Source organism: Streptomyces carpinensis, from assembly GCF_002154505.1.
GTDB classification, from domain to species: Bacteria; Actinomycetota; Actinomycetes; order Streptomycetales; family Streptomycetaceae; genus Streptomyces; species Streptomyces carpinensis.
This window is the reverse complement of sequence record NZ_MUBM01000088.1, coordinates 18,268-41,869: the sequence shown is the minus strand read 5'-3', so window position 1 is coordinate 41,869 and position 23,602 is coordinate 18,268. Positions and strand designations below refer to the sequence as shown.

Annotated in this window: 18 protein-coding genes and 3 pseudogenes; 7 read left to right on the top strand and 14 right to left on the bottom strand. The window is 70.0% G+C overall.

Annotation, left to right across the window (positions count from 1 at the left end; translation table 11 throughout):
- Window positions 1-215 precede the first annotated feature (215 nt).
- The 4 genes and pseudogenes from BZY54_RS55385 to BZY54_RS13240 all read right to left on the bottom strand — a co-directional run.
- Window positions 216-398: pseudogene (locus BZY54_RS55385) on the bottom strand (hypothetical protein); the annotation flags it as partial.
- A gap of 126 nt (window positions 399-524) precedes the next feature.
- Window positions 525-1,349 carry a DUF1684 domain-containing protein gene (locus BZY54_RS13250; RefSeq protein ID WP_086725377.1) on the bottom strand — a complete coding sequence of 275 codons (825 nt, stop codon included), beginning with the start codon at window positions 1,347-1,349 and terminating at the stop codon, window positions 525-527.
- A gap of 79 nt (window positions 1,350-1,428) precedes the next feature.
- Complete coding sequence (locus BZY54_RS13245; protein ID WP_086725376.1) at window positions 1,429-2,352, bottom strand: LLM class F420-dependent oxidoreductase; 924 nt, start codon at window positions 2,350-2,352, stop codon at window positions 1,429-1,431.
- A 414-nt stretch (window positions 2,353-2,766) separates the two neighbouring features.
- Window positions 2,767-3,645, bottom strand: a complete 879-nt coding sequence (locus BZY54_RS13240) for a helix-turn-helix domain-containing protein (protein ID WP_086725375.1) — start codon at window positions 3,643-3,645, stop codon at window positions 2,767-2,769.
- A 142-nt stretch (window positions 3,646-3,787) separates the two neighbouring features.
- Between BZY54_RS13240 and BZY54_RS13235 the strand changes: the two genes are divergently transcribed.
- Window positions 3,788-4,402 carry an NADPH-dependent FMN reductase gene (locus BZY54_RS13235; protein ID WP_086725374.1) on the top strand — a complete coding sequence of 205 codons (615 nt, stop codon included), beginning with the start codon at window positions 3,788-3,790 and terminating at the stop codon, window positions 4,400-4,402.
- A gap of 540 nt (window positions 4,403-4,942) precedes the next feature.
- Here the strand turns inward: BZY54_RS13235 and BZY54_RS13230 are convergent.
- The 6 genes from BZY54_RS13230 to BZY54_RS13205 form a co-directional block, all read right to left on the bottom strand.
- The gene (locus BZY54_RS13230; protein ID WP_086725373.1) at window positions 4,943-5,785 is read right to left on the bottom strand and encodes an ABC transporter ATP-binding protein; all 843 of its coding nucleotides are present in this window, start codon (window positions 5,783-5,785) and stop codon (window positions 4,943-4,945) included.
- A complete protein-coding gene (locus BZY54_RS13225) occupies window positions 5,782-6,582 on the bottom strand; it encodes an ATP-binding cassette domain-containing protein (protein WP_086725372.1) in 801 nt (266 codons plus the stop codon). Before BZY54_RS13225 ends, BZY54_RS13230 begins: the two co-directional genes overlap by 4 nt.
- Complete coding sequence (locus BZY54_RS13220) at window positions 6,579-7,499, bottom strand: ABC transporter permease (RefSeq protein ID WP_086725371.1); 921 nt, start codon at window positions 7,497-7,499, stop codon at window positions 6,579-6,581. Before BZY54_RS13220 ends, BZY54_RS13225 begins: the two co-directional genes overlap by 4 nt.
- Window positions 7,496-8,461, bottom strand: a complete 966-nt coding sequence (locus tag BZY54_RS13215) for an ABC transporter permease (RefSeq protein WP_086725370.1) — start codon at window positions 8,459-8,461, stop codon at window positions 7,496-7,498. The genes BZY54_RS13220 and BZY54_RS13215 overlap by 4 nt, the downstream gene beginning before the upstream one ends.
- Window positions 8,461-9,978, bottom strand: coding sequence for an ABC transporter substrate-binding protein (locus BZY54_RS13210; protein WP_086725369.1), 1,518 nt, complete (start codon window positions 9,976-9,978; stop codon window positions 8,461-8,463). The genes BZY54_RS13215 and BZY54_RS13210 overlap by 1 nt, the downstream gene beginning before the upstream one ends.
- Window positions 9,979-10,046: 68 nt before the next feature.
- Window positions 10,047-10,772: a DUF1684 domain-containing protein gene (locus BZY54_RS13205; protein ID WP_086725368.1), complete on the bottom strand. Its 726-nt coding sequence runs from the start codon at window positions 10,770-10,772 to the stop codon at window positions 10,047-10,049.
- Between the two features lie 816 nt (window positions 10,773-11,588).
- Between BZY54_RS13205 and BZY54_RS53145 the strand changes: the two genes are divergently transcribed.
- The 6 genes and pseudogenes from BZY54_RS53145 (at window position 11,589) to BZY54_RS13175 (ending at window position 16,935) form a co-directional block, all read left to right on the top strand.
- Entirely contained in the window at window positions 11,589-12,128 is a 540-nt protein-coding gene (locus BZY54_RS53145) for a DUF7144 family membrane protein (RefSeq protein WP_244217137.1), read from the top strand.
- Between the two features lie 191 nt (window positions 12,129-12,319).
- Window positions 12,320-12,642 (top strand): annotated as a pseudogene (locus BZY54_RS55380) (helix-turn-helix domain-containing protein); the annotation flags it as partial.
- A gap of 155 nt (window positions 12,643-12,797) precedes the next feature.
- On the top strand, window positions 12,798-13,226 hold the full coding sequence (tnpA, locus tag BZY54_RS13190; RefSeq protein ID WP_107419698.1) for an IS200/IS605 family transposase: 429 nt from the start codon (window positions 12,798-12,800) through the stop codon (window positions 13,224-13,226).
- Complete coding sequence (locus BZY54_RS13185; protein ID WP_086725366.1) at window positions 13,223-14,419, top strand: RNA-guided endonuclease InsQ/TnpB family protein; 1,197 nt, start codon at window positions 13,223-13,225, stop codon at window positions 14,417-14,419. The genes tnpA and BZY54_RS13185 overlap by 4 nt, the downstream gene beginning before the upstream one ends.
- Window positions 14,420-14,501: 82 nt before the next feature.
- A pseudogene (locus BZY54_RS55375) lies at window positions 14,502-14,714 on the top strand (winged helix-turn-helix domain-containing protein); the annotation flags it as partial.
- A gap of 1,030 nt (window positions 14,715-15,744) precedes the next feature.
- Window positions 15,745-16,935, top strand: coding sequence for a beta-ketoacyl-[acyl-carrier-protein] synthase family protein (locus BZY54_RS13175; RefSeq protein ID WP_086725365.1), 1,191 nt, complete (start codon window positions 15,745-15,747; stop codon window positions 16,933-16,935).
- 167 nt (window positions 16,936-17,102) lie between these two features.
- On the opposite strand, the gene BZY54_RS13170 is transcribed toward BZY54_RS13175, so the two are convergent.
- From BZY54_RS13170 to BZY54_RS13155, 4 genes are all read right to left on the bottom strand, one after another.
- The gene (locus BZY54_RS13170; protein ID WP_086725364.1) at window positions 17,103-19,265 is read right to left on the bottom strand and encodes an ATP-binding SpoIIE family protein phosphatase; all 2,163 of its coding nucleotides are present in this window, start codon (window positions 19,263-19,265) and stop codon (window positions 17,103-17,105) included.
- 377 nt (window positions 19,266-19,642) lie between these two features.
- Complete coding sequence (locus BZY54_RS13165; RefSeq protein WP_086725363.1) at window positions 19,643-20,749, bottom strand: aliphatic sulfonate ABC transporter substrate-binding protein; 1,107 nt, start codon at window positions 20,747-20,749, stop codon at window positions 19,643-19,645.
- A 539-nt stretch (window positions 20,750-21,288) separates the two neighbouring features.
- Window positions 21,289-21,747, bottom strand: a complete 459-nt coding sequence (locus tag BZY54_RS13160) for an RrF2 family transcriptional regulator (protein ID WP_086725362.1) — start codon at window positions 21,745-21,747, stop codon at window positions 21,289-21,291.
- A 238-nt stretch (window positions 21,748-21,985) separates the two neighbouring features.
- On the bottom strand, window positions 21,986-23,224 hold the full coding sequence (locus BZY54_RS13155; protein WP_086725361.1) for an acyl-CoA dehydrogenase family protein: 1,239 nt from the start codon (window positions 23,222-23,224) through the stop codon (window positions 21,986-21,988).
- Window positions 23,225-23,602 lie beyond the last annotated feature (378 nt).

Sequence of the window (23,602 nt, the reverse complement as noted above, 5' to 3'; positions counted from 1 at the left end):
CGCATGAGGGTCCGTTCGTACTAGCGGGCGACGGGGCCGGGGCAGCACCGGACGCGAAGGTGATGCCGCTGGTCACCGCGATGCTCGCGGGCGCGGATGGTATCGACGACACCGACGTACTGCGGCGCGACGCGACGGTCAGGGCGTTCGCCGGGATGCGTGCTCCATCCACCCTCGGCAGTTGCCTGCACGCGTTCCCCCGGGGTGATGTGTGCCAACTGCGGTCTCCCGCCCATGCGTTCATGTGTCGGCTGACCGGGCACTCGGGTCACCTCGCCGGTGAACAGCGATAGCTGCTCCACTATCCGGTTCACCCCGCGCCCCAGGCGCCGCAGATCGCCGCGGAGCTGACGCTTGCGGATCTGTTCGCAGACGCCGACATCATTCGCGTCCACACGTACGTGGGGGTTCCGGAGCAGCAGGCATCCGGCTTCGGACCGGTGCCGACCTCCCTTGCCGGTGAGCGTTGGCAGGTCGGACCTCGACGACAGCGATCTTGAGTCTGCCGGCGCGGCTCGGGCCGGTCAGGACCCGCGGCGCTCGCGAGGGATCTTCTGGCCGGCCTCGATCGCCACGGGCAGTCGGTTCTCCGCCGGCGGCAGCGGGCAGGTGGCCAGGTCCGTGTACGCGCATGGAAGGTTCGCCGCGCGGTTGAAGTCCAGCACGACCGTGCCGTCGGGGGCGGGCGGCTCCACGGCCAGGACCCGGTTCGCGGCGTAGGTGGTGACCCCGGAGGTCGCATCGGTGAACAGCACCATCAGTCGGCCCGCACCGTGACCGGGGAAGGCGGTGAGGGACAATCGGCGCCCGGCCAGGTCGAATTCGATCCGGCCCGGGGCGTCGTACACATGCTCAAGCCCCTCTACCGCGGCGCCCACGGTGGTCGGCCTCGGCTCGTCGAAGGGGAGATAACGGCCCGTCACGACCCAGCGCGGGTGGGGTGCGTAGGCGGGCGTTCCGGTGAAGGCGGCACGCAACGGCGCGTCCGGGTGCCGGGGACGCACGATGTCGTTTCCACCGCGCTTGGCAACCTCGATCACGGCGTCTCCCCAGGCCGTGTCGACGCCACCGCGCTCGGGAAGCACACCGAAGCGGTACTCGCCCTGCACCGGCCTTCCCTCGACAACCAGTTCCTCACCGTCGTCGAGGGTGACGACGACCCCGTCGCGGCCGGTACGCCAGGCGCCGGGGGCGTCGGGGAAGCGCTGCGGCCGGTCGTCGAGCCAGTGCAGGCCGGTGACCGCCAGAAACCCGTGCGGGTCGGCGAGCCGGGCCTCCTGGACGCGGTACCAGTCCAGCCAGTCCTCGGTGAAGGCCTCAAGATCCGTCGTGGTGACTTCAGTGGTCATGGATACTCCTTCGTCCCGCGAGGCTCGGCCTCGCCATGGTGTGCCGGGCATGTGTCGGGTCGGCTCCCGCCGCCCGCACTCAGTCGGCCAGTTCGCCGAGCAGCGCCCAGGTGCGTCGCCGGTCCGCCTCTCCAGCGATCTCGGTGCCCGAGAAGACGACCTCGGTGGCCCCGGCGTCCCGGTAACGCCGTACCTCGGCGGCGACCGTCTTCTCGTCGCCGATCACGGCCACGTCGGCGGCCCGTCGGCCGCCGGAGAGTTCGATGACCCGTGCGTAGGACGGGATCTGTTCGTAGAAGGCGAGCTGCTCGGCGACCTTCGTCCGCACCGGCTCCACGTCGTCCGTGACCACGCCGGACACCAGGGCCACGATCCGAGGGGCGGGACGGCCCGCGTCCTCGGCCGCGGCGGTCACGGCCGGAACGATGTGTTCCGCCAGAGCGCGCGGTCCGGCCAGATACGGGAGGATCCCGTCGGCCAGCGCACCGCTGACGCGCAGCGCCTGCGGCCCCATCGCGGCGACCAGCAGGGGAACACCGCTCTCGGCGCCCGGTACGCGCGCGGGGACCGGCGTGGCGGCGGTGAGCAGCTCACCGTGGAAGTCGGCCGTACCGGTCTGCGTCAACTGCCTCAGAGCGGTGAGGAATTCACGCAGACGGGCGATGGGCCGCTCGAAAGGCAGGCCGAACCCGGTCTCCGTCAGCAGCTTGGTGCCCAGGGCCAGCCCGAGGTGGTAGCGGCCGCGCGTCGCGGCCTGGGCGGTCTGGGCCTGGCTGGAGACGAGCAGCGGGTGCCGGCCGAAGACAGGGATCGCGGAGGTACCCACCTGCAGTCCGGGTACCTCGCGCCCGACGATCGCCGCCAGCTGGGGTGAGTCCGCGCCGAAGGTCTGGCCGAACCAGGCCGACCGCAGACCGGCCGCCGCGGCCTCGCGGGCCAGCTCCACGGTGGCGTCGACCTGGTTGCGTGCGTCGGACGCGTTGAGCGCTACTCCTACGGTCATGTCAGTCAGAACGGCCGGCGGCCGAACCGGCATTCCGGTCCGCGTGTGACAGCTTCTTGTCAGTCATGTGTACGGGGACACCGCTCACCCCGGGCGTCACGTCCGGTGTGAACTCCGTGACGGCCTTCATGCGTGCCGGTCCCGCCGTCGGTGCGGTGCCACCGCCGAAGAAGCCGGAGAAGCCCTGACCGCTGGATGCCGGGTGCGCATTGCAGTTCGTCGGATGAGGCCTCCGGGTTTGGGACCACGTGGCCGTCCCGGACGACGTCCCACGTACCGTGGCGAGGTGAACCGCCCCAATCGCTCACCTGCCGGGGCGATCCTGCGCCCGGCCCCGTAGCGCTCGTGCCGCGGCACCGCGGCTTCCTGACGCGTCCCCGGCCGGGCTTGCGCTGACTGGATGGCCGAGTGGCTTCAGCGGTCCCAGCCGGACACCGCGCGCAGCGCCCCTGACCGGCGGCCCGTGAGCCGGTCCAGCGCGGCGGTGGAGGCGTCGTCGGCGGGGATGTGCACCACCAGGCGCTGATCGTCGTCGGCGGGCAACTCCAGTGTCTCGTAGCCCAGGCGGAGTTCCCCCTCCTCGGGGTGGATCAGACGCAGGACGCCGCTCGCCCTCGGCAGGCCGGGCAGGGTCGCCACCCGCTCGGCGAAGTCCGGACCGGCGGTCACGGTCAGCTCGTCGGCGACCGCGGCGATGTGGGGGTCCGCGCGGAACGGCCCCCGCTTGAGTGCGGCCACCTGGTCGTCGGCGATTCGGTCCCAGTCGGGGTAGGCGGTGCGTGCCCGCGCGTCGGTGAAGACGTAGCGGACGAGGCTGGGCGGCCCTCCGTCCGAGCCGTGGGCATCGAGGAGACCCAGCGGCCGGGTGAGCCGCTCGTACGCCTCGGTCCAGGCAAGGAGCTCGCCCAGCCCGTTGAGCAGAACGGCCGGGGTGGGTTCGAGGCGGTCCAGCAGCGCCCGCACGGTGGGCCGCACCGTGCGGCCGGGCACCGCGCCGCCCCGGCAGGTGAACCCGGCCTCGGCCCCCTTGGAGAGCCGGTGCAGATGGACCCGCTCGCTCGCGGTCAGCCGCAGCGCGTCGGCGAGCGCCGAGAGCACGGGCGCGGACGGCCTGCGGTCGCGCCCCTGCTCGAGCCGGGTCACATACTCCACGCTGACCCCGGCGAGCGTGGCCAGCTCGGCCCGGCGCAACCCCGGCGTCCGGCGGCGCGGCCCGGTGGGCAGCCCCACGTCGGCGGGGGCGACGGCCTCGCGGCGGCTGCGGAGGAAGAGTCCCAGCTCGTTGTCGCTCACCCGGTGAACGTAACAGCCACGCCCGTCCGGATCGTGGCCCTGGCACTACCAGCCTCGGCCCGGCCTCCCCTGCACCCGGCAGCGCGGGCAGATTCGAAGGAGATCCAGCAGACCCCAGCACAAGGAAAGGTGCCGGACCATCATGCGCACTGAGCCACGGAGCGATGAGCCCCTCAACCTCGCGATCATCATCGGCAGCGTCCGGGAGGGCCGCTTCGGCCCGGTGGTCGCGAAGTGGTTCGCGGAACGGGCCGAGGCGTACGGCCGCTTCACGGTGAACCTCGTCGATCTCGCCGACACGACCCTGACCCTCGCCCTCCCGGCGGTGCCGCCCGCCCTCGAACCCCGTATGGCCCGCCCCGCCGGGATGGCGGACCTCACCCGCCGGCTCGAGGAGGCCGACGTGGTGGTCGTGGTGACACCCGACTACAACCGCAGCTTCCCCGCCTCCCTGAAGGCCGCGATCGACTGGCACTACACGGAGTGGGAGGCCAAGCCGATCGGCTTCGTCGGCTACAGCGGAGCCAGCGGCGGCCTGCTCGCCATCGAGCAGCTCCGCCAGATCTTCGCCGAACTCCAGGCCCACACGGTGCGCAACGCCGTGACGTTCCCCCGCTACTACGAGCTCTTCGGCCCGGAGGGCGAGCTACGGGACCCGGCGGGCCCGAACAGCGCCGCGAAGGCGATGCTCGACGAGCTGCGGTGGTGGGGCGAACTCCTCCGCCAGGCACGCCGCGCCCGGGTGGAGGTCGCCTGAGCGGCCACGCGCGCCGAGCTCCACCGTCCGGGCGCCGCGCACGGAGCCGAGGTGGCTCTGATCGGGGGGCGAGGGCGCGGCACCACTACCGAGTCGCCGGGCGGGCCGACCCGGCAGCTGTTCGTGCTGGTGGAATGTGCGGTGACTCCGATCCGACTGGTGGAGGCGCGGTGGCTGAGCCTTCGGGGTATGCAGAGTGACCGGCCAAGAGGCGTGGAAGCGGCAGCAGGTCGTGCGCCGCGGCGGCACCAACCCGGTGCGCTACCTGAGTCCCGCCCGTCCGCATCAGCGCCGAGCGGCACGACGTCATTCTGCCGAGATCAAGGCGAACCGAGCCCGTGCCACCAGACCGCGGCCCATGGCCACTTCGGCCGCCGCGAACTGGCCGGCATCACCTGGGAGCGCAGCAGCATGGGGGGCACGCTCCGCATTCGGGTGACGGGCCGGCGCAACACCGACTCTCGGACCGCGTTCGCGAGCGCGGCCCTGGCGTAGGTCTGTCCGCACCTGCTGACCCGACGGCTCACGCGGCACCCTGCCTCAGGCGGGCAGGCGGGGCACGCTGTCGATCAGGCGGCGCGTGTACGGGTGCGCCGGGTCGCCGAGCACCTGGGCGGTGTCGCCCTGCTCGACGACGCGGCCGCGCTCCAGCACCGCGGTGCGCTCGCACAGGGAGGCGACGACCGACAGGTCGTGGGAGACCATCACCAGAGTCAGGCCCTGTTCGTGCTTCAGCTCGGCGAGCAGGTCGACCACCTTGACGCGCGTGGTGACGTCGAGCGCGCTGACAGGCTCGTCGGCGAGCAGCACCTTGGGATGACACACGGTCGCGCGAGCGATGGCGATGCGCTGGCGCTGGCCGCCGGAGAACTCGTGCGGATAGCGTTCGGCGGCGTCGGCCGGCAGCCCGACCCGCTCCAGGGCCTCGGCCACCTTGGGCGCCGCCGTACGCCTGGTGTCGAGGCCGAGCGAGCGCAGAGGCTCGGCCACGATGCCGCCGACGCGGCGGCGCGGGTCGAGCGACGAGTACGGGTCCTGGAAGACGCACTGCACGGTGCGCCGGAAGCGGCGCATCTGCCCGCGGTCGCGCGGGTCGAGCACGTCGCCGTCGAAGCGCACGGTCCCGGAGGTGGGACGGGTGAGGCCGAGCAGCAGCCGCAGCAGGGTCGTCTTGCCGGCACCCGACTCTCCGACGAGGGCGAGGCTCCGGCCGGGCTCCACGGCGAGGGAGACGTCCTGGACCACGGGTGCCGCGCTTCCCCGGTACTGCAGGGAGGTGCTGCCGAGTGCCAGCAGGGGCGTGGGCGGTGCGGCCGCGACCTCGGGTGTGGGCGTGCCCGGCGCGGCGGCCGTCGCGCGGTCCTCGGACTCGTCGCGGGTCATCGGGCGCTCCTGACGTCCAGGGCGGACTCCAGCCGCCGGGCGCTTCCCACCAGGGCCTTGGTGTACTCCTGGCGTGGGTGCCGGACGATCTCCCGCACGTCGCCCCGCTCGACGGCCCGGCCGTCCTTCATGACCACGGCGCGGTCGGTGATCCGGGCGACGACCGCGAGGTCATGGCTGACGAAGAGGACGGCCATCTCCCGCTCACGTACCAGGGTGTCGACGAGGTCGAGCATCTCGGCCTGCACGGAGACGTCGAGGGCCGTGGTCGGTTCGTCGGCGATGAGCAGTTTCGGCTCGCAGGCCAGCGCCAGGGCGAGCGCGGCGCGCTGGCGCTGGCCGCCGGAGATCTGGTGCGGGAAGGCACGCGCGATCCGGCCGGGCTCGGGCAGCCGCACCTGTTCCAGCGCCTGCGTCACGGCCCGCTTGAGCTCGGTGCCCCGCAGCCCCCGCCGTCGCCGCAGGGGTTCGGCGAGCTGCCGGCCGACACGCATCAGGGGGTCGAGCGCGGTGAGCGGTTCCTGGAAGACGATCGCGGCGTCCCGGCCGCGCACGCCGTTCAGCTGCTTCTCGCTCGCCTCCACGATCTGGGTGCCGGCGAGTTCGACGCTGCCGGTGGCGGTCATGCCCTCGGGCAGCAGGCCGAGCACGGCGAGCGTGGTCAACGACTTCCCGGAGCCGGACTCGCCGATGAGCCCGAGCCGTTCGCCGGGGGAGACGGTCAGGGACAGGCGGTCGACGAGGACGCGCCCGTCGGCCGTGCGGATGGTCAGGTCGCGTATGTCGAGAAGGGTCACGCTCGCCTCCGCCGTGCCGTGGGGTCGAGGGTGTCGCGCAGGCCGTCGGCGATCAGGTTCACGCCGATGACGAGCAGCACGAGCAGGACGCCGGGGGCGAGGGCCCCGGCCGGGGCCGTGGTGAAGGTGGCCTGGGCCTCCTGAAGCATGCGGCCCCACGAGGCGTTGGGTGGCGGCGCGCCCAGGCCCAGGTACGACAGGCTTGCCTCGGCGAGGACCGCGAGGCCGAACTGGAGGGCCAGGTTCACCACCAGCGTGGGCCATATGTTGGGCAGCACATGTCCGGCCACGACCCTGGGCCAGGAGGTGCCGGAGGTGCGTGCGGCCGTGATGTAGTCCTGCGCCAGGACCCGTTTGACCAGGATGCGCACCAGCCGTGCGACGACCGCGCTCTGGGCGAGCCCGATCGCCAGCACGGCCGAGCCGAGAGTGGCGGAGCGCGCGGCGACGATGAGCATCGCGAGCAGGAGCGTCGGGAAGGCGATGAGGATGTCGAGGAACGCGGCGAGCGTGTCGTCGAGCCAGCCCAGTGCGAACGCGCTGAGCACGCCCAGGCTGACGCCGATCAAGGCGGCGGTCAGGACCGAGCCGAGGCCCGCCTCGACGGCGATCCGGGAGCCGGTCATCAGCTGGGTGAACAGATCCCGGCCGAGCTTGTCGGTGCCCAGCAGATGGCCCGCGCCGGGTGCCGCGAGCCGGGTGCCGGACGTGTCGTCGGGGGCGTACGGCAGCCATACGAACGACACGGCCGCGAGCAGGACGATCAGGCCCGCCAGGACACAGCCGGCGATCAGCGTGTACGAGCGCCGGGCCCCCTGCTTCGCCGACTCGACGGACTTGGCCGGCGTGGCCGACGACGTCCCGGGTGTGCGGCCCGTCTCCTCGGGTGCCTGGCCGGTCTTCTGCACGCCTGTCATCGGGCGCCTCCGGAAAGCCTGTCCCGCAGCCGCGGGTCGATGATCCGCTGGACGAGGTCGGCGGCGAAGCCGATGACCAGCACTGCCAGCGTGGACACGAACAGCACGCCCTGGATGACGGGATAGTCGTGCTGGGAGATGCCGGTGGCGAGGAAGGAGCCAAGGCCGGGCAGAGCGTACACGGACTCCACGACGACCGCTCCGAGCAGCGTGGACGCCAGTTCCATACCGAGGACGGAGATCACCGGCACGGAGGCGTTGCGCAGGCCGTGCCGCCACATGGCCCCTGAGAAGGAGGAGCCCAGGGCGCGGGCAGTGCGCAAGTAGTCGCTGTCCAGGACGTCGAGCGTGGCGGAGCGGACGTAGCGGATGAGCGAGGCGCTCATCACCAGTGCGATGGTGACGACGGGCAGGATGAGGGAGCGGACCGCCTCGGCGGGCTGGGCCCAACCGTCGGGCGGGAAGCCGCCCGCGGGCAGCCAGCCGGCGTTCAGCGCGAACACCGCGATCAGGATCATGCCGAGCCAGAACACGGGGACGGCGATGCCCAGCTGGGAGATCCCGCTGAGCAGCGCGCCGTACCAGGTGTGCCGTTTGTACGCGGCGGCGAAGCCGGCCGGGACCGCGATGACGACGGCCAGCACGAAGGCCGCGAGCGTGAGCGGGACCGTGACGTTCAGCCGCGCCAGGACCTCGGGCCCGACCGGCAGCGAGCTGACGAAGGACGTGCCGAGGTCACCGCTCGCCAACTGCCCGATCCAGTGGGTGAACTGCTCGGGCAGCGGCTTGTCGGAACCGATGGAGTGCCGTGCCGCCGCGATCTGTTCGGGGCTCGCCCCCACCGAGGTGAGGGCGTTGGCGGGGTCACCGGGCAGCATGCGCAGCAGCAAGAACAGCACGACGCTCGCCAGCACCAGCGACACCACCAGGAAGGCCAGGCGACGCAGAAGGTAACGCGTCATCAGCCCGTCTTCTTGATGTCGTACGCGAAGAACTGGGAGTTGAGACCGTTGTGCGGGTAGCCGGACAGCTTGCTGCTCGCGACCACGATCTGCGGGTACAGGTACAGCCAGTCGCTGGCCGCGTCCTCGGCGGTCTTGCGGTTGACCTTCTTCAGCAGCGCGGTCTGCCCGGCCGCGGTGGACGCCTCCTCGGACTGCGCCACCCACTGCTGGACCTGCTTGTTGTCGTACCCCCAGTAGAAGTCGGGGTTGCCGTACCAGACCAGGTCGCGGTCGTTGACGTGCTCCTGGAGCGTGGCCGTGAAGTCGTGGTTCTGGTAGACCTTCGTGTACCACTCGTCCGGCGTGATGGTGTTGATCTTGACCGTGATGCCGACCTTGGCGAGCTGCGACTTGATGAAGGTCGCGGCGGTCGGGTGCGGGTCGTAGTTGGGAGTGTCCAGGGTGATGTCGAAGCCGTTCTTGTAACCGGCCTCGGCGAGCAGCTGCTTGGCCTTCGCGGGGTCGTACGCGTTGACCTTGGTGAGGTCCTCGTACCACGGGTCGGTAGGCGGCACCATCGAGCCGATGAGCTTGCCGTAGCCGCCCCAGACGGATTCGAGGAGCTTCTTGTCGTCGATGGCGGCGGAGACGGCCTGGCGGACCCTGACGTCGGTGAAGGGCTTCGCCTTGTCGTTGAAGGCGAGCAGCAGCTTGGTGGTCGAGTTGCCGTCGGTGATCTTGTAGTTCTGGTTGTTCTTGAACTGCGCCAGGGCGTCCGGGGACTGCTCGCTGGTGACGACGTCGACGGCATTGGTCAGCAGCGCGTTGTTCAGCGCGGTGGCGTCCTTGTAGTAGTGGAAGACGACCTGCTTGCTGGCGGCCGCGTGGCCCCAGTAGCCCGCGAACCGGTCGAGGCTGAGGGCCGAGCCGCGGGTCCACTTGTTCAGCTTGTACGGCCCGGTGCCGTCCTCGGTCGACTTCAGGTTCTTCGCCTGGGAGTTGATGATCCAGACGTAGGAGAGGTTGTAGACGAAGGAGATCGACTTCTTTGAGAGGGTGACCTTGACGGTCCTGGCGTCCGGGGTGGCGATGTCCTTGACGACCTCGAGGTTGCTCTTGCGCGCGGACTGAGAGTCCTTCCCGAGCACCTTCTCCAGGCTGTACTTGACGTCGGCACTGGTGAGCGTCTTGCCGCTGTGGAACTTCACACCGTCGCGGAGGGTGAAGGTGTAGGTGAGCCCGTCGTCGCTCACCTTGTAGTCCTGGGCGAGCAGTTTCTCGACCTTGCCGTCGTCGGTGAGCCGGAACAGCCCCTCGTAGACGTTGCCGTTCAGGGCCTCGGTCACGCCCTGGCCACCGCCGGCGGTGTTGTCGAGGTTCTGCGGCTCGTAGAGCGAGCCGATGTTGACCGTGGCGTTCTTGTCGTACGCGCCGGAGGCGCTCCCGGCGCCCGTCCCACCGCCGCAGGCGGTGAGGGTCACCGCGAGGGCGGCGGCGGTGGCCACGGAGAACACGGAGGTCTTCTTGATGCTCATCGGAAGTACGCGCTTTCGTGCTGCGGGACTGCGGAAGCCCGGGAGGAGAGCTCAGGTGGAGCGGATGGTCAGTGCTGCTCGAGGAAGCCGTCGCGGAAGACGGGGCGCTTCTCGCCGGCCTCGACGGGCAGGTGGAAGCGGTTCTGCCGCGGCGGCATCGGACAGTTGTACTGGTCGGAGAATCCGCAGGGCGGCACGAAGGCCCGGTTGAAGTCGAGGAGGACGCGACCCTCTCCGGTGTGGGTGACGAAGAGGAAGCGCCCGGCTCCGTAGGTGCTGTCGCCGTTGGTGGGGTCGCCGAAGACGAGGAGCAGGGTGCCGTCGTCGTCGAAGGCGCTCAGTGTGTAGTCGCGGCCGTCCACGGTGAGGGAGATGTCACCGGGCACCACGAGCTCACGGGTGCCGCCGTTGTCCCGGATGTGCTCGAAGGCCACCTTCCGGGCACCGGACACCGGGGTGTATGTGGCCTCCAGGACCCACGCCGGGTCGTACGGGAAGGTGTCGATGCCCTCGAAGTGCTGGATCGCGGGCGACTGGGCGTCCCAGAACCGCAGGCCGTACTCGGGTTCACCGGTGACCAGGTCCGCGCGCTCGAGCGCCGTCACCGTCACCTGCGGCGGCTGTGCGTCACCGGCGGCGGCGAGGTCGGGCCGCTCGCCGGCGGGGAGCCAGCGGGTCTCGACCAGTGCCAGGTTCCCGGTGGGCGAGGTGACGGCACGCCGCCGGTCCTCGCACCACGCCTGCCACTCCCCGGCGGGGTCGGTCGGCTGGAGGGAGACGGCGGCGTGGGACACGGTGACACCCGATTCATGGAGCAGAGGGGTCTCGCCCGATCACGCGCTGTAAATCACGCTGCGTGAAGCTCAACCCAAAGGAGCTTCTTTATCGCCCATAAGATTGCCTAATGTCAAATCTGGTCGCATGGTGGAACGGGCCGACGCGCTGCGTGAAGGCTCCAGGTCCGGGACCTCTGGCCCAGCCGTCAGCGCTCCGCACGACCATCGCGGCAGGCGCCGGCGGTACCGCAGCCATCGGGGCGGACCCACGATCGCCCAGGCGTGACGGGTGCGCAGCCGAAGTGGGGCCGCACAGGGCCCGCCGAGGAACTGAGCGGACAAGGTCAGGGAGACGGCGCCTCCCTCAGTTCATCACCGACGGGCGCGGCATTCCGCTCACGGTCCCGCTGACGGCAGCAACCGCAGTCATATCACTCAGCTGCTGCCACTGCTCGACGTGGTCCCGCCGGTCCGTCGGCCGGGTCGGTCGTCCCTGCCGCAAGTCCTGTGCACCGGCCGCAACCGCGGCTATGACCAAATGACCTCTACCGTGATCGGGATCGGGGCCAGGTAGCGAGGCGGTGCGCCGTTGACGCGACTGCCACGACCAGCTCGGGTTGTACGAGGGTGACGTCCAAGGCCCGGGGTCATCGAGGCGTCTGAAGTTCCCTGTCGAGTGCCGCGTGTTGCAGGACCGGGACACGTTGCGAGCGGCCTGCCCCGGCGTCTTCTTCCTGCACCTGAAAGCGGACCACGAACTGCTGGTGGAACGGATCGACCACAGCACCGGCCACTTCACGCCGAAGTTGCTGCGGGGGTTACCTTCCACGCCGCATGCCCGAGATCGCAGTCGCGATACCGAACGATTACGGCGATCCTGGCAGGGAGGCGTGGCCGGCTTCGCGTACTCCACTGTGCGTCGCTGACCGCGCCGGCAGGGAGGCGATGACCATGACAGCGATACCCGACAAGACACAGCGAGCGCGCGGCGGCAAAACGCTCAGCGGCGCCACCTTGGCCGGTGGGGCCATGATGACGCTCAGCGGGTCGTTCAGCATCCTCATGGGCGTATCCGGCATCGCACAGGACAGCCTGTTCGCCACCTCGTCCAGCTACACCTACTGGTTCGACCTGACCACCTGGGGCGTTATCCACCTCATCGTCGGTGTGCTGCTCGTCATCACCGGCGTGGCAGTCCTGGCGGAAAAGAGCTGGGGCCGCGGGGCTGGCGCAGCGGTGGCAGCGATCAGCCTGATCACCCAGTTCATGTTCGTCCCACACTATCCGGCATGGTCCATTCCCATGATGACACTCGATCTCCTGATTCTGTTTGCGCTCACGAGGTTCTATATCGAAACCAGCGTCGGCCAGTGAACCGAAAACGGGACGATTACCGGCGGCAGCCAGGTCGGCCAGAGGATATGGATCCGAAGGTCAAGTGGTTCTATTCGAGGGCGTAGCGGGCGTGGGCCGTCGCAGCTGCTGAACTTGCACGGGTGATGTTGCCTGCGGGCCGGTCGGCGCTGGTAGCCACTTGGTGCGTCAGATAGGCGCAGGGTGGCGGGTTGACCGCTGCGGGCAGGCCGCGTGGGAGGGGGTCCGGCCGCAGGCCGTGGAACGCTGCGAACCGGGGGAGAAGAACCGGGAGATCGTGGCCGCGCTACGGGTCAGCGAGCGGTCGATCGAGCGATGGCGCAGGGCCTGGCGGGAGCGGGGCGAGATGAGGTTGCGGTAGCTGTCCGCAGGCTCGCCCGGACGGCCCGAGCTCAGCGCGGCCCAGGTCGACCGGCTTGAACATGAGTTGGAGAGGGGACCGCCGGTTCTCGGTTGGGCCGATCGGCGGTGGACGCTGGCGCGAGTGAAGACCCTGATCGGCCGACTCTTCCATCAGGACCTAGCCAGGGGACGCCCCGCTTTAGCGGGGTGGGGAATGGCTTCTCTGAGCTGCTCTGACCTCAACTCGGTGCACGGATCTGCACTGTTCACCTGTGTAGTCTCTCTGCCGCACTAGATCTGTCGCATGTGTATAGTGATCGTGTGACTGTGACCAGGAAGGTTCGCCGGTTTTCCGGCGGCGTGTACGACCTCGGCCTCCATGTGGTGTGGTGCCCGAAGTACCGCCGTCCGGTCCTCGGCGGCCGGGTCGCGGAACGCCTGGACGAGCTGATCCGGCAGAAGGCCGACGAGCGCGGGTGGGAGATCATCGACCTTGAGGTGATGCCCGACCACGTCCACCTGTTCGTCAAGCACGACCCGAAGTCTTCTGCCTCATACGTGGCCAACCAGTTCAAGGGCTTCACCTCCGGCGTCCTGCGGGCGGAGTTCCCGCACCTGAAGTCGCGGATGCCCACGCTGTGGTCATCGTCGTACTTCGCCGCATCGGTCGGCGCCGTGAGCGCGGCGACGGTAGAGAACTACATCAACACCCAGTGGGAACGTCCCGGGAAGAAGGACAAGGAGGCGCGGGGTTGATACGCGCCCACACGTTCCTTCTCAGGCCGACTGTGCGCCAGGAGCAGGCCCTTGCCGAGATGCTGCGGGATCACTGCTCGCTCTACAACGGGGCTTTGCAGGAACGCCGCGACGCCTACCGGCACGCCTCGAAGACCTCGATCAGGTACGGGGATCAGTCCGCGCAGCTCAAGGAGATCCGGGCGTTCGACCCTGAGCGGCAGGGCCGCTGGTCCTTCAGCTCGCAGCAGGCGACCTTGCGCCGCCTGGACAAGGCGTTCCAAGCCTTCTTCAAGCGGGTGAAGGCCGGTCTCACGCCCGGATACCCAAGGTTCAAGGGCGTCGGGCACTTCGACACCGTGACCTTTCCGAAGGACGGCGACGGCTGCCGCTGGGACTCCACCCCGCACGATGCGCAGACCCGCGTCCGCCTGCAAGGTGTCGGGCACGTCCGCGTGCACCAGCACCGGCCCGTCAAGGGCCGCGTAAAGACGATCAGTATCAAGCGGGAAGGCCGCCGCTGGTACGTCGTCCTCGCCTGCGACCAGGTGGCTGCCGAGCCGCTTCCGGCAACGGGCCGCATCATCGGCATCGACATGGGCGTGACACGCTTCCTCACCACGTCCAACGGTGAGCACGTCGAAAACCCGCGCTTCCTCCAGGCGATGGCCGCCGAGCTGGCCGCCGCCCAGCAGCACCTTGCCACCTTCCCCAAGCGCACCCGCCGGCGCACCAAGAAGCACCGGGCAGCCGCCCGCAAGGTCGCCACGATTCACGCGAAGATCCGGCGGCAACGCCTGGACCACCACCACAAGCGGGCGAACGAACTGATCCGCGGTCACGACGTGATCGCCCACGAGAAGCTGAACACAGCGGGCATGACCAAGTCGCCCGCACCCAAACCCGACCCCGCACGTGACGGCGCGTTCATCCCGAACGGTGCCGCCGCCAAGGCCGGGCTCAACCGCAGCATCCTCGACGCGGGTTGGGGACTGTTCCTCGGCATCCTGGCGCAGAAGGCTGAGAGTGCCGCTCGCCGCGTGATCCCGGTGGACGCCCGCAACACCTCCCGCACCTGCCCCGCCTGCGGGCACGTCGCCAAGGAGAACCGGGTCACCCAAGCCGACTTCACGTGCACCGCATGCGGCTTCACTGCCAACGCGGACCACGTCGGCGCGAAGAACGTCATCAACAGGGCCGGGCTGGTCCTCTGAGACGTGGCCTAGCCACCGACACAGGAAGCCCGCGCGTTTACGCGTGGGTGGAGTCACGTCTCGTACACCGTGGAAGGCAGGCACCTGGTGGCTGCTGAAGCGGAACGGCTGGTCGTGGCAGCGGCCTGCTCGACGGGCGATCGAGCGCGATGACGAAGTCGTCGAGTTGTGGACGAAGGAGGTCTGGCCTGCCGCGGGATTAGAGCACTGTGCCGGCACTCGGGGCCTGGATCGTCTCTCAGGACGAGGCCGGACAGTCGATGACGGCGTGTGCAGGACCTGGGGCCGGATCGGTTTGGACTACGACTGGCCCTGCGGCTTCGCTTCGCTTCGAGATCGCCATAGGGAACCCAGAACGTGACTGGTTCGGCGACGAGGGGCTGACCACCATCGGCGACGCGCGCCGGGCACCCCGTGAAGCAGACCAGAGCCCACATTGTGACTCGGGTCTCAGCAGGATGTCCTACCCAAGACCATCGCACCGGCCTGGGACCGTGGGTCGGTAACGGACAAGCGGTTGGTTGAGTGTGAGCCAGGGGTTGTGGCCGCCTGCTCGGTGTTGCGCCTGGTCGGGAGCTCCTCTGTCCGCCCTGGGCGGGTCCTGAGGCCGGTGGCCCGGCTATCAGGCGAATGTGGTGGCGAGTCCGGCGGCCCTGGCGTGCCGGAAGTTCCTGCGGAGGTTGTGGCAGGCGGCGAGCAGGCGTCGCCACTCGCCGCGGGCCCGGCTTCGACGGCAGGCGGAGCCGGCGGGTGTTCTGACGGGTCGTGATCGGGCCGAAGAAGGCAGGCCCCAGGAGCGTTCGGCAACCAACGAGTCCCGCCCGGCGGCCAGTTCTGGTACGTACTTGTAGATCGTGGTGCGGGAGGCACCAAGGTGCTCGGCACCTGCTTCCTCACCCACTCCGGGGGGCGAGGCGCTCAACGTCGAGCGCGTCCTGATCGACCCCGATCTCGACCTGTCCGCCAGGTACATGCTCCAGCCACGCGGACACAGTTCCCGTGCTTCAGTGTGCCGTGCCACCAGAGGTGTCGCACGGCATCGGCGGCAGTGACCAGGTGGCCTCCTGGCCGACGGCAAGTCGGGTCAGACCTCGGAACCGCTCTGAGGGCCGCTGTTTGAGCGGTGTGTGCCGTGTCACGCATTCCGAGGGCTGTCTAAGTTGTCTGCATCACAGCGGAAATGTTCTTTTGGCGTCCATGCTCGAAACGGACATCGACGCCCGAAGTGGAGCTTGTCGGCGACCTCTTGGGCGCAACGTTCCAAAGTGACCTATAACACAGCACTCGTGACATTCCTGCTTGTTCCCTCGGAAAGGTGCCGCATTATGGCCGCTTACCTCTGTCCTCCTGCCGTGATACACGGCGAGCACGCCGTGGAGACCAGCCAGATCGTGGCGGAGGTGCGCGATCGGCATCCGCACGCGGCGTGGGCGCCGCGGATCGACGGCATCGCGGCCGGCACGGGCATCGAGACCCGCGGATGGATGCTGCCGCTGGAGGCCGCCGTCGCGCCCGGCAACGGCAACGGCGGCGGCCTGCGGGCTTTCGGCATCGGATCGGCGCAAGAGGCGTTGGCGCGCGACGGTTTCACTCAGCAGGACGTGGACCGCGCGATCGCCGCACTTGAGGCGATACCCGGACCGCAGACCGTTCAGGAGCGCACCGCGCCGGCCTGGGAGGCCGTGCAGTCCTACGGGGAGCGTGCGGCCCGTGGGGCCCTGCAGATCGCCGGGCTGGACGCCGCAGACATCGACTGCCTGATCACCAGTCACTCCACCACCCCGGCGCTGCCGGGTCTGGACATCGCCCTGGCCAACAAGCTTCCGCTCCGCGACGACGTGATGCTGCTGCCGGCCACGCAGTGGGCCTGTATCGCGGGGACCCGCTCCCTGGCGCTGGCGGCGGATCTCGTGGCCGCGGACCCCGACCGGGTGGTCCTGGTCGTGATCTCGGAGGCGCTGAGCACGACCTACCAGCCCGGGGACGACACTCTCGAGTCTCTGATCGTCCGGTTGCTGTTCGCGGACACCGCGGTCGCCGCGGTGGTGACGGGCCGCCCGCGCCGCGAGTCGGTGCTGCGGCTGGACGCCGCCTGGCACCACACCCTGCCCGGCACCCAGGACCTGCACCGACTGGAGACGAGGGAGGACGGCACCCACTTCGTGATGGACCGGCGCGGGCCGCGCGCCGTGCAGGAGACGGTCACCGCGATGTGGGAGTGGCTGCGCGTCCGTTACCAGGACCACCCTGACTCCTGGCACCCCGACGTGCTGCTCGCGCACCCCGGCGGGACCCGGGTGCTTGAGTACATGGAGCAGACGATGCCCGACGCGTGGCCGTCGGGGCTGCTGGACTACAGCCGGGAGAGCTACACCACCGGCAACCGCGGAGGCGCCGCCGTGTTCGACATCATGCGGCGGGCGCACGACGCCGGGCAGAAGCCGGGCAGTCGCGCCGTCCTGTACGCGGCGGCGCCGGGCCTCACCGCCACCGCCCTGGACGGGGAGTGGCTGTAGTGCGAGACCGCGCCACCCGCGCCGGCACACGGGCCGTCCGCATCACCGGTCATGTCACGTACCGCTGAGGGCACCGCCCGTACCGTCTGCGGCGTGGGTGACGAGCACGCCGCCCGTATCCTCGCCGCGCTCCCGTACGGCTGCCGTGCCCCCGCCCGGCAGCCGCGTCACCTCGCGACTTTCGCCCAGACCACCTTGCCGGTGTCCGTCCACCGCACTCCCCACCGGCTGGTGAGCCGGTGCACGATGTGCAGGCCACGACCGCCGTCGTCGAGGAGGTCGCCCCGGCTCACACGTGGCCTGCCGTTGCCGGTGTCGCCCACCTCGCACAGCAGGCCGTGACCGGCCCTGATCAGCCGCACCGTGATGGGACCGGTGGCGAAGCGCACCGCGTTCGTGACCAGCTCGCTGACCAGCAGCAGGACGTTGTCCCGGGTGTCGTCCTTGGTGCGCCATTGCCGCAGCAGCGCGGACACCTGCGCGCGGGCACGGGCGGGGGCGTCGTCGCGGGCGGGCAGCCGCCAGGTCGATGTGTCCCCCTTGCGGTAGCCGATCAGCCGCGCGAGCAGCAGGGTCACGTCGTCACGCTGACGCACGGGTGCCAGCACGGAGACGACGTGCCGTGCGGCCTGCTGCAGGGCGTCCCAGGGGTGCACCGTGGACACGGCGTCCGCCAGCCTGCCGATGCCCTCGTCGATCGACACGGCGGGGTCCTCCACCAGACCGTCGGTGTAGAGGGCGAGCAGGGAGCCCGGGGGTGCGCCGAACGTGTGCACGTCGAACGGTTCCCTCAGCGCGAACTCGGCGCCCAGGCCGGGGTGAGGGCGGACCGCGAGCGGGCTCACGCGCCCGTCCGGGGAGACCAGGACCGGGGGCAGGTGCCCGGCGCTGGCCAGCGCCACGTGGTGGCTGACCGGGTCGTAGAGGGCGATGCAACAGGTCGACCCGAGGGCGCTGTAGCCGGCCGCCAGCCCGGACTCCGCGTCGTCCAGCAGCGTCACGGTCGCGTCCAGGTGCTCCAGTACCTCGCTGGGAGCGAGACCCGCGGACAGCAGCGCGCGGGCCTCCGTGCTCAGCTGGCCCATGGTTGCCGCGGCTCCCAGGCCGTGCCCGACGACGTCACCGACCACCAGCGCGGTACGGCCGTCCGGCAGCGGAAAGCTGTTGACCCAGTCGCCGCCGACGCCCGCGCTGTCGGGCGTGGCGGGCTGGTAGATGCTGGCGATCTCGATGGTGTCGCCGCCGGGCCGTGGCAGCAGCCGGCGCTGCAACGCCAGCACCTGCGTGTGCTCGCGCTGGTGCTGACGGGCCAGGTCGACGTGATGGGCGGTCCTGGCAACCAGTTCCTGCAGGTCGAACAGCTCGCTGTCGCGGAAGGGGCAGTCCGCCCGCCGCCAGATCTCCGCCACGCCCAGCACTACGGGCGGCGGCCCGTCCAGGACCAGCGGTATGCACGCCACACCCGCCGAACGGTCACCGGGCACCAGGGCACGCATCACTCGCGGACTGCCGAGGACCCGCTCGACCGCCTCCCGGTCGGGTATGACGATGGCCTGCGGGGCGTCGTCCCGCCGTACCGCCTGCGCCAGCAGGCGACTCGCGTCGCTGGGAAGATCGTCGCCCGGAGTCACATAGCCCTCGGGCCATGGCCGGTCCGGCACCAGCGCCGCCCGCCGTAGCCGGATGCGCCCGTGCGGCTGCCCGGTGACTCCCTCGCCCGTCCACACGGCGAAGTCGAGGTCGACGGCGGCCACGTCTCCCCAGGCCAGCAGGGACTGCGCCAGTGACTGCGCGGTCTCGCCGATGTCCAGCGAGGTGCCGATCGCGGTCTCGGCGGCGTACAGGTGCAGCCTCCTGGCCATGGCGATCACGGAGACGGTCAGGCCCTCCTGAGGCACCGCGGCGGGCAGGATGCTCATCGACACCACCAGCTCCGACCCGTCGCCGCGCCGCAGGCGCTGGATCCGGGCGACGTGCGCCTCACCGGTCTCCAGGACCTGCCGCAACCGCCGTGTGACCGTCGGTACGTCCCCGGGGGGCAGGAGATCGACGAAGGGACTCCCGGGCATGGCGTCCAGACCCGCGAATACGGGGGCCTCCAGATTGCAGCGGGTGATTCTCAGATCCCTGTCCAGGTTGACCGCGCCGAGAATCTGGTCCTGACGGCCGGCTGCCGTGTCGTCGGGTACGCGCCGGCGGGTGGTCCGATCGCCCTGCGCGTCGGCAGGGCCGGATGCCGCTGCCGCTCCGTTGCGCGGGAGGTAGCGCCCCAGGGCGCTGCTGACCAGGTCGAACGCCGAGGAGGACGAAGAGGAGGGTGTGGAGTCCATGCGGCTCTCTCAGCAATCCCCGGCGCAGCGCCGGGGCCGTGTTCGGACCCGTGCGGCGGGGCCCCGAGATCCCTGACCGCACACCTCATTCAATAACACCAGGGGGCGCCGCGCCCACACCAGCGGATGGCGTGGTGAACACGGACAGTGAGGAAATGCCGCGACCGGTGGGGCCGTGCTCACCTGGCCGGGGGCCGTTGCCGGCCAGGTGAGCACGGCCGCCGGAGGATCACTGGGCGCCGGCGCGGTCGGCTTTCCCACCCTCAAGCGGTTTGAGTCGCGGCAACGGGACACCGGCCACCGACGTGGCGGAGCGGATGGGTCACAAGTCCATCGATGTCCTCGATGCGACGCGGAACTCATCGGTCCGGCTGTCGCTACTTGGCGCCGAGACCGGCGTCGTCGACGTTTTCCTTGCCCTCGGCCTTGAGGACCTTGTTGAGCAGCGTGAGGTCGTAGATGCCCTTCAGGTCGGGCTTGTCCAGCAGGCCGGCCGTCACCGCGTGCTCCGCCTCGGTGTCGAGAGTCGAGGCCAGCGGGTCGTCGAGGAAGGTGATGGACTTCCAGGCCGGGTCGATGACGTCTGCGGGCAGTGCCTTGCCCGACAGCTTCTCCAGCGCCGTGTTGGCGGACGCCTTCGCCTTCTCGGGGTTGGCGTTGATCCACTCATTGGTCTTCACCGAGCCGCGCAGCACGGCCTCGACGACGTCCGGGTGCTTCTTGAGGAAGTCCTGCCGCACGACGATGTTCGTGATCACGAACTTCTCGGCGGGCCACAGTGTCGACTCGTCGAGCAGTACCTTCGCGCCTTCGGCGACCAGCTTGGACGCGGTGGGTTCGGGCACCCAGGCGCCGTCGATGGAGCCGGACTTGTAGGCGTCCGGAGTGATCTTGTTGTCGGTGCGGACGACGGAGACGTCGCCCTTGCCGCTCGGGGCGTCGACCTTCCAGCCCTGGCCGGCGATCCAGTTGAGGAATGCGACGTCCTGGGTGTTGCCGAGCTGCGGCGTGGCGATCCTCTTGCCCTTGACGTCCTTCAGGGACTTGATTCTCTTCGGGTTCACGACCAGCTTCACGCCGCCGGAGGCGGAACCGCCGATGATCCGCAAGTTCTTGCCGCCCGACTTGGTGTAGCCGTTGATGGCGGGGGAGGGGCCGATCCAGCCGATGTCGATGGAACCGGCGTTGAGCGCCTCGATCTCGGAGGGGCCGGCGTTGAAGGTGGAGGTCTTGATCGTGGTGCCGCCGAGCTCCCTCTGGAACAAGCCCTCCTGGACGCCCACGAGAGCGGTGGCGTGCGTGAGGTTGGGGAAGTAGCCGATCTTCACGTCGTCGGTGGAGAGCTTCTTGGCGCCCGCCGCGACCGCGGTCTTCTTCCCGTCGTCGGTGGAATTGGAACCGTACCCGCAGGCGGTCAGCAGGAGGGGGAGCGCCGCTATGACGGCGATGGTGCGCAGGGTGGTGAGCGGTCTGGCGGCAGACACGTCGGTGTCCTCTCGAGGATGGACGATCAGGGAGGTACGGCAAGGCGATGCGGGGGCTACGGGTGGGCACCTGTGCGCTCGACTCGCCGACCCGTGGCGGCAGGAATGCCGTCTCGGGCTGAGAATCGTTGGGGGGAAGCGGGTGTTGCGCCTTCGTCACAGCCGTGCCGCGCGTCGAGCACGCGGGTGGGGAATGCCGGCGGTGTTGTCAGGCGAAGGTGACCCGGCCCGCCGAAGTCGGTGGGACGGTGGGGCAGCACCGGGTTTTCCGTGCGGTGTCGGCGGGTTCCGCGGACGGCTCAGACAGGCTGACACATGGCACTGGACGTGCGGCCGAAGTCGATGTGGCGACGCGAGGTCAGCGGGGGCGGCAACAGGAGTGTGCGGTCCAGCGATCCCATGACCCCACCCCGCATTCCCTAGTTTTCCTACCTGGCTGCTAGGGATCGTGGCAGAAGGATGCGCCCATCCCAAGAGGGAGTTCGCATCATGGACGAGGGCATCTCGCGTTCTGAGATGTTGGCGAACCGCTCAGCCTGTCAGGGGTTCACCCACGCTCCCGGGGCGTCGCTCAACGCCGACACTTCGGCAGGCAGTCGGGCGGCCGCGACGTCGGCCAGCGACACGCCATCGAGAATCGCGCGCACGTTGGAGCGCAGGGCGATCCACAAGGGCAGTAGCGACTCGGCGGGGCCGGTGTAGGACAGCTCCGGAGGGCGGACCCCGCGCACCGAGACAAGCGGTCCGTCCACGACGCGGATGACGTCGGCGATGCTGATGGACTCGGCGGGCCTGGCCAGCCGGTAGCCGCCGTTGCCGCCGCGCTGGCTGAGGACGAGACCGCCCCGGCGCATGTCGTTGAGGATGCCTTCGAGGAACTTGTGCGGGATGTCCTGAGCGTCGGCGATGGCCTCGGCTTTCATCGGACCGTCGTCCCGTGACGCGGCGAGTTGCAGCGCGGCACGTACCGCGTAATCCGCCCTGGCTGAGATCCGCATGTGCCCATTATCCCGTACGGCTTCGGTCGGTATCGGCTGTGGGCGGGCCACCGGGTGAGGCGGTTCCCGCCGGCCGGTCACCCTGAGCCCTCTGGCCGCGGCGGGGTGTAGTGCGAGGCGTCGCCGCCCTCGATGACATGGCTGAAGGTGCCGTCGACACCAGCGAGGACGTAGCGCTGGTCGGCCGGGTGTCCGCCCGGGGGTTCCCCGCCCTCCCGGGGCGGCGGCCGGTCAACGGTCAGACAGGCAGGACGAACGGCGGATGCGCGCCGTTGAGGAAGTAGTCCCCCACATCCCGGAGCCGGTGGGCGACGGGCTCGTACAAGGTGTGGGTCCTGGCGTTGCGCCAGAAGCGGTCGAAGCCCAGCCGCGAGGACGCGGAGCGGGCGCCGACGATGTCGAGGGCGCGGGCGGTGGACTCCTGCGCGGCCCGGGAGGCGGCGGCTTCGGCCATGGCCACGAGGACGGAGATGTCCGCGTACTCGTCGTAGGTGAGGTCTTCGCCGCGTGCCAGCCCGCGGTGCACGGCTTCCAGCGCCTGATCGGCGAGTGCGGACGCGGAGCGGGTGAGGACGGTGAGCTCCCCGTAAGCCGCCAGCGCCAGCGGGTCCTGGGGACAGTCGCCCGGCCAGGCGGGGTGCCGGGACGAGCGACTCACCCGGTTGTACTCCCGGGCTTCGGCGAGTACTCCCTCCGCCATGCCGAGGCGGAGCTGGACGGAGAGGAGGCGCCCGACCGGAGAGGCCAGGGCGGTCAGGGGAGACAGGACGTCCTCGTCCGCGGACAGGGAACCGAGTACGTCGTCGGCGGCAACCGGTACGGCGTCGAACTCCACGCTCCCGCCGGCCGCGAGGCGCTGGCCGAAGGTATCGGCGTCGCCATCGACACCGACGCCGTGGTGGGCGGGATCGACGACGACGGCGAGTGTTTCGCCGGTGTCGGCCCGCACGGCCCGCACGGCCCGCACGGCGAGGCGGTCGGCGACCAGGACTCCGGTGGAGTAGCTCTGCCGGCCGTTGAGCACATGGCCGCCGCGAGCCCTGGTCAACGTCAGAGGGAATTCCTGACGGGCCAGACCACCACCCCAGCACCACTGCTCCGCCGCGAACCGTCGCTCGAGCCGGGCGGCGCGGGAGGGGTCGGTGAGAAACCGGGCGCTCCACGACAGGAAGTAGTGACAGCCGAGCAGTTGACCGATCGCGCCGTCGGCTGCGGCGATCTCCCGGACCACGGCGTAGGCCGTGGGCCAGTCCGCGCCGCCTCCCTGCGACTCGGCCGGGATGAGGAGCGTCAGCAGTCCCGCCTCGCGCAGTCGGAACACCTCGTCGAACGGGACCTTGCCGGCCTGCTCCCGGGCCGCTGCGTCCGTGGCCAGGTCGTCCGCCGTCTCGCGGGCCACGCGCAGCCAGTGCGCACGGCCTGGCCCGTTCCGGTCGGAGTCCGAAGTGGGGCCGGACGGCGCAGTGGCAACGCCCATGGCGATGATCTCCTCAAGGTCGATGGCACGATCGGGTGTCGGGGCTCTCGCCGATGTGGTCGCAGCCCCGTGTGCCGACCATCGGTTGCTCGCGTGAGTGCACTCGGCGGGGATACGGAACAAGGTGTTCCAACAGCGCGAACTCCAGGTAGGTGAGATCGAGTTCGTGTCCGTCCACCGCCGCTGCATGTCGCGCGGGGTCGATGCGGACGGTCTCGCTTCCCCTCTGCCGCAAGGGAGGTGAGTCCGTGTAGGCGACCGGCCCGGTCTCCGGCCGTGTCACGTCCGTCGCGAAGAGCTCGGCGGACATGTGTCTCATCCTGCGCACCGCGCTGGGGAAACGTCAACGCTTCCCTAGTAAATCCATAGGAAACGTAG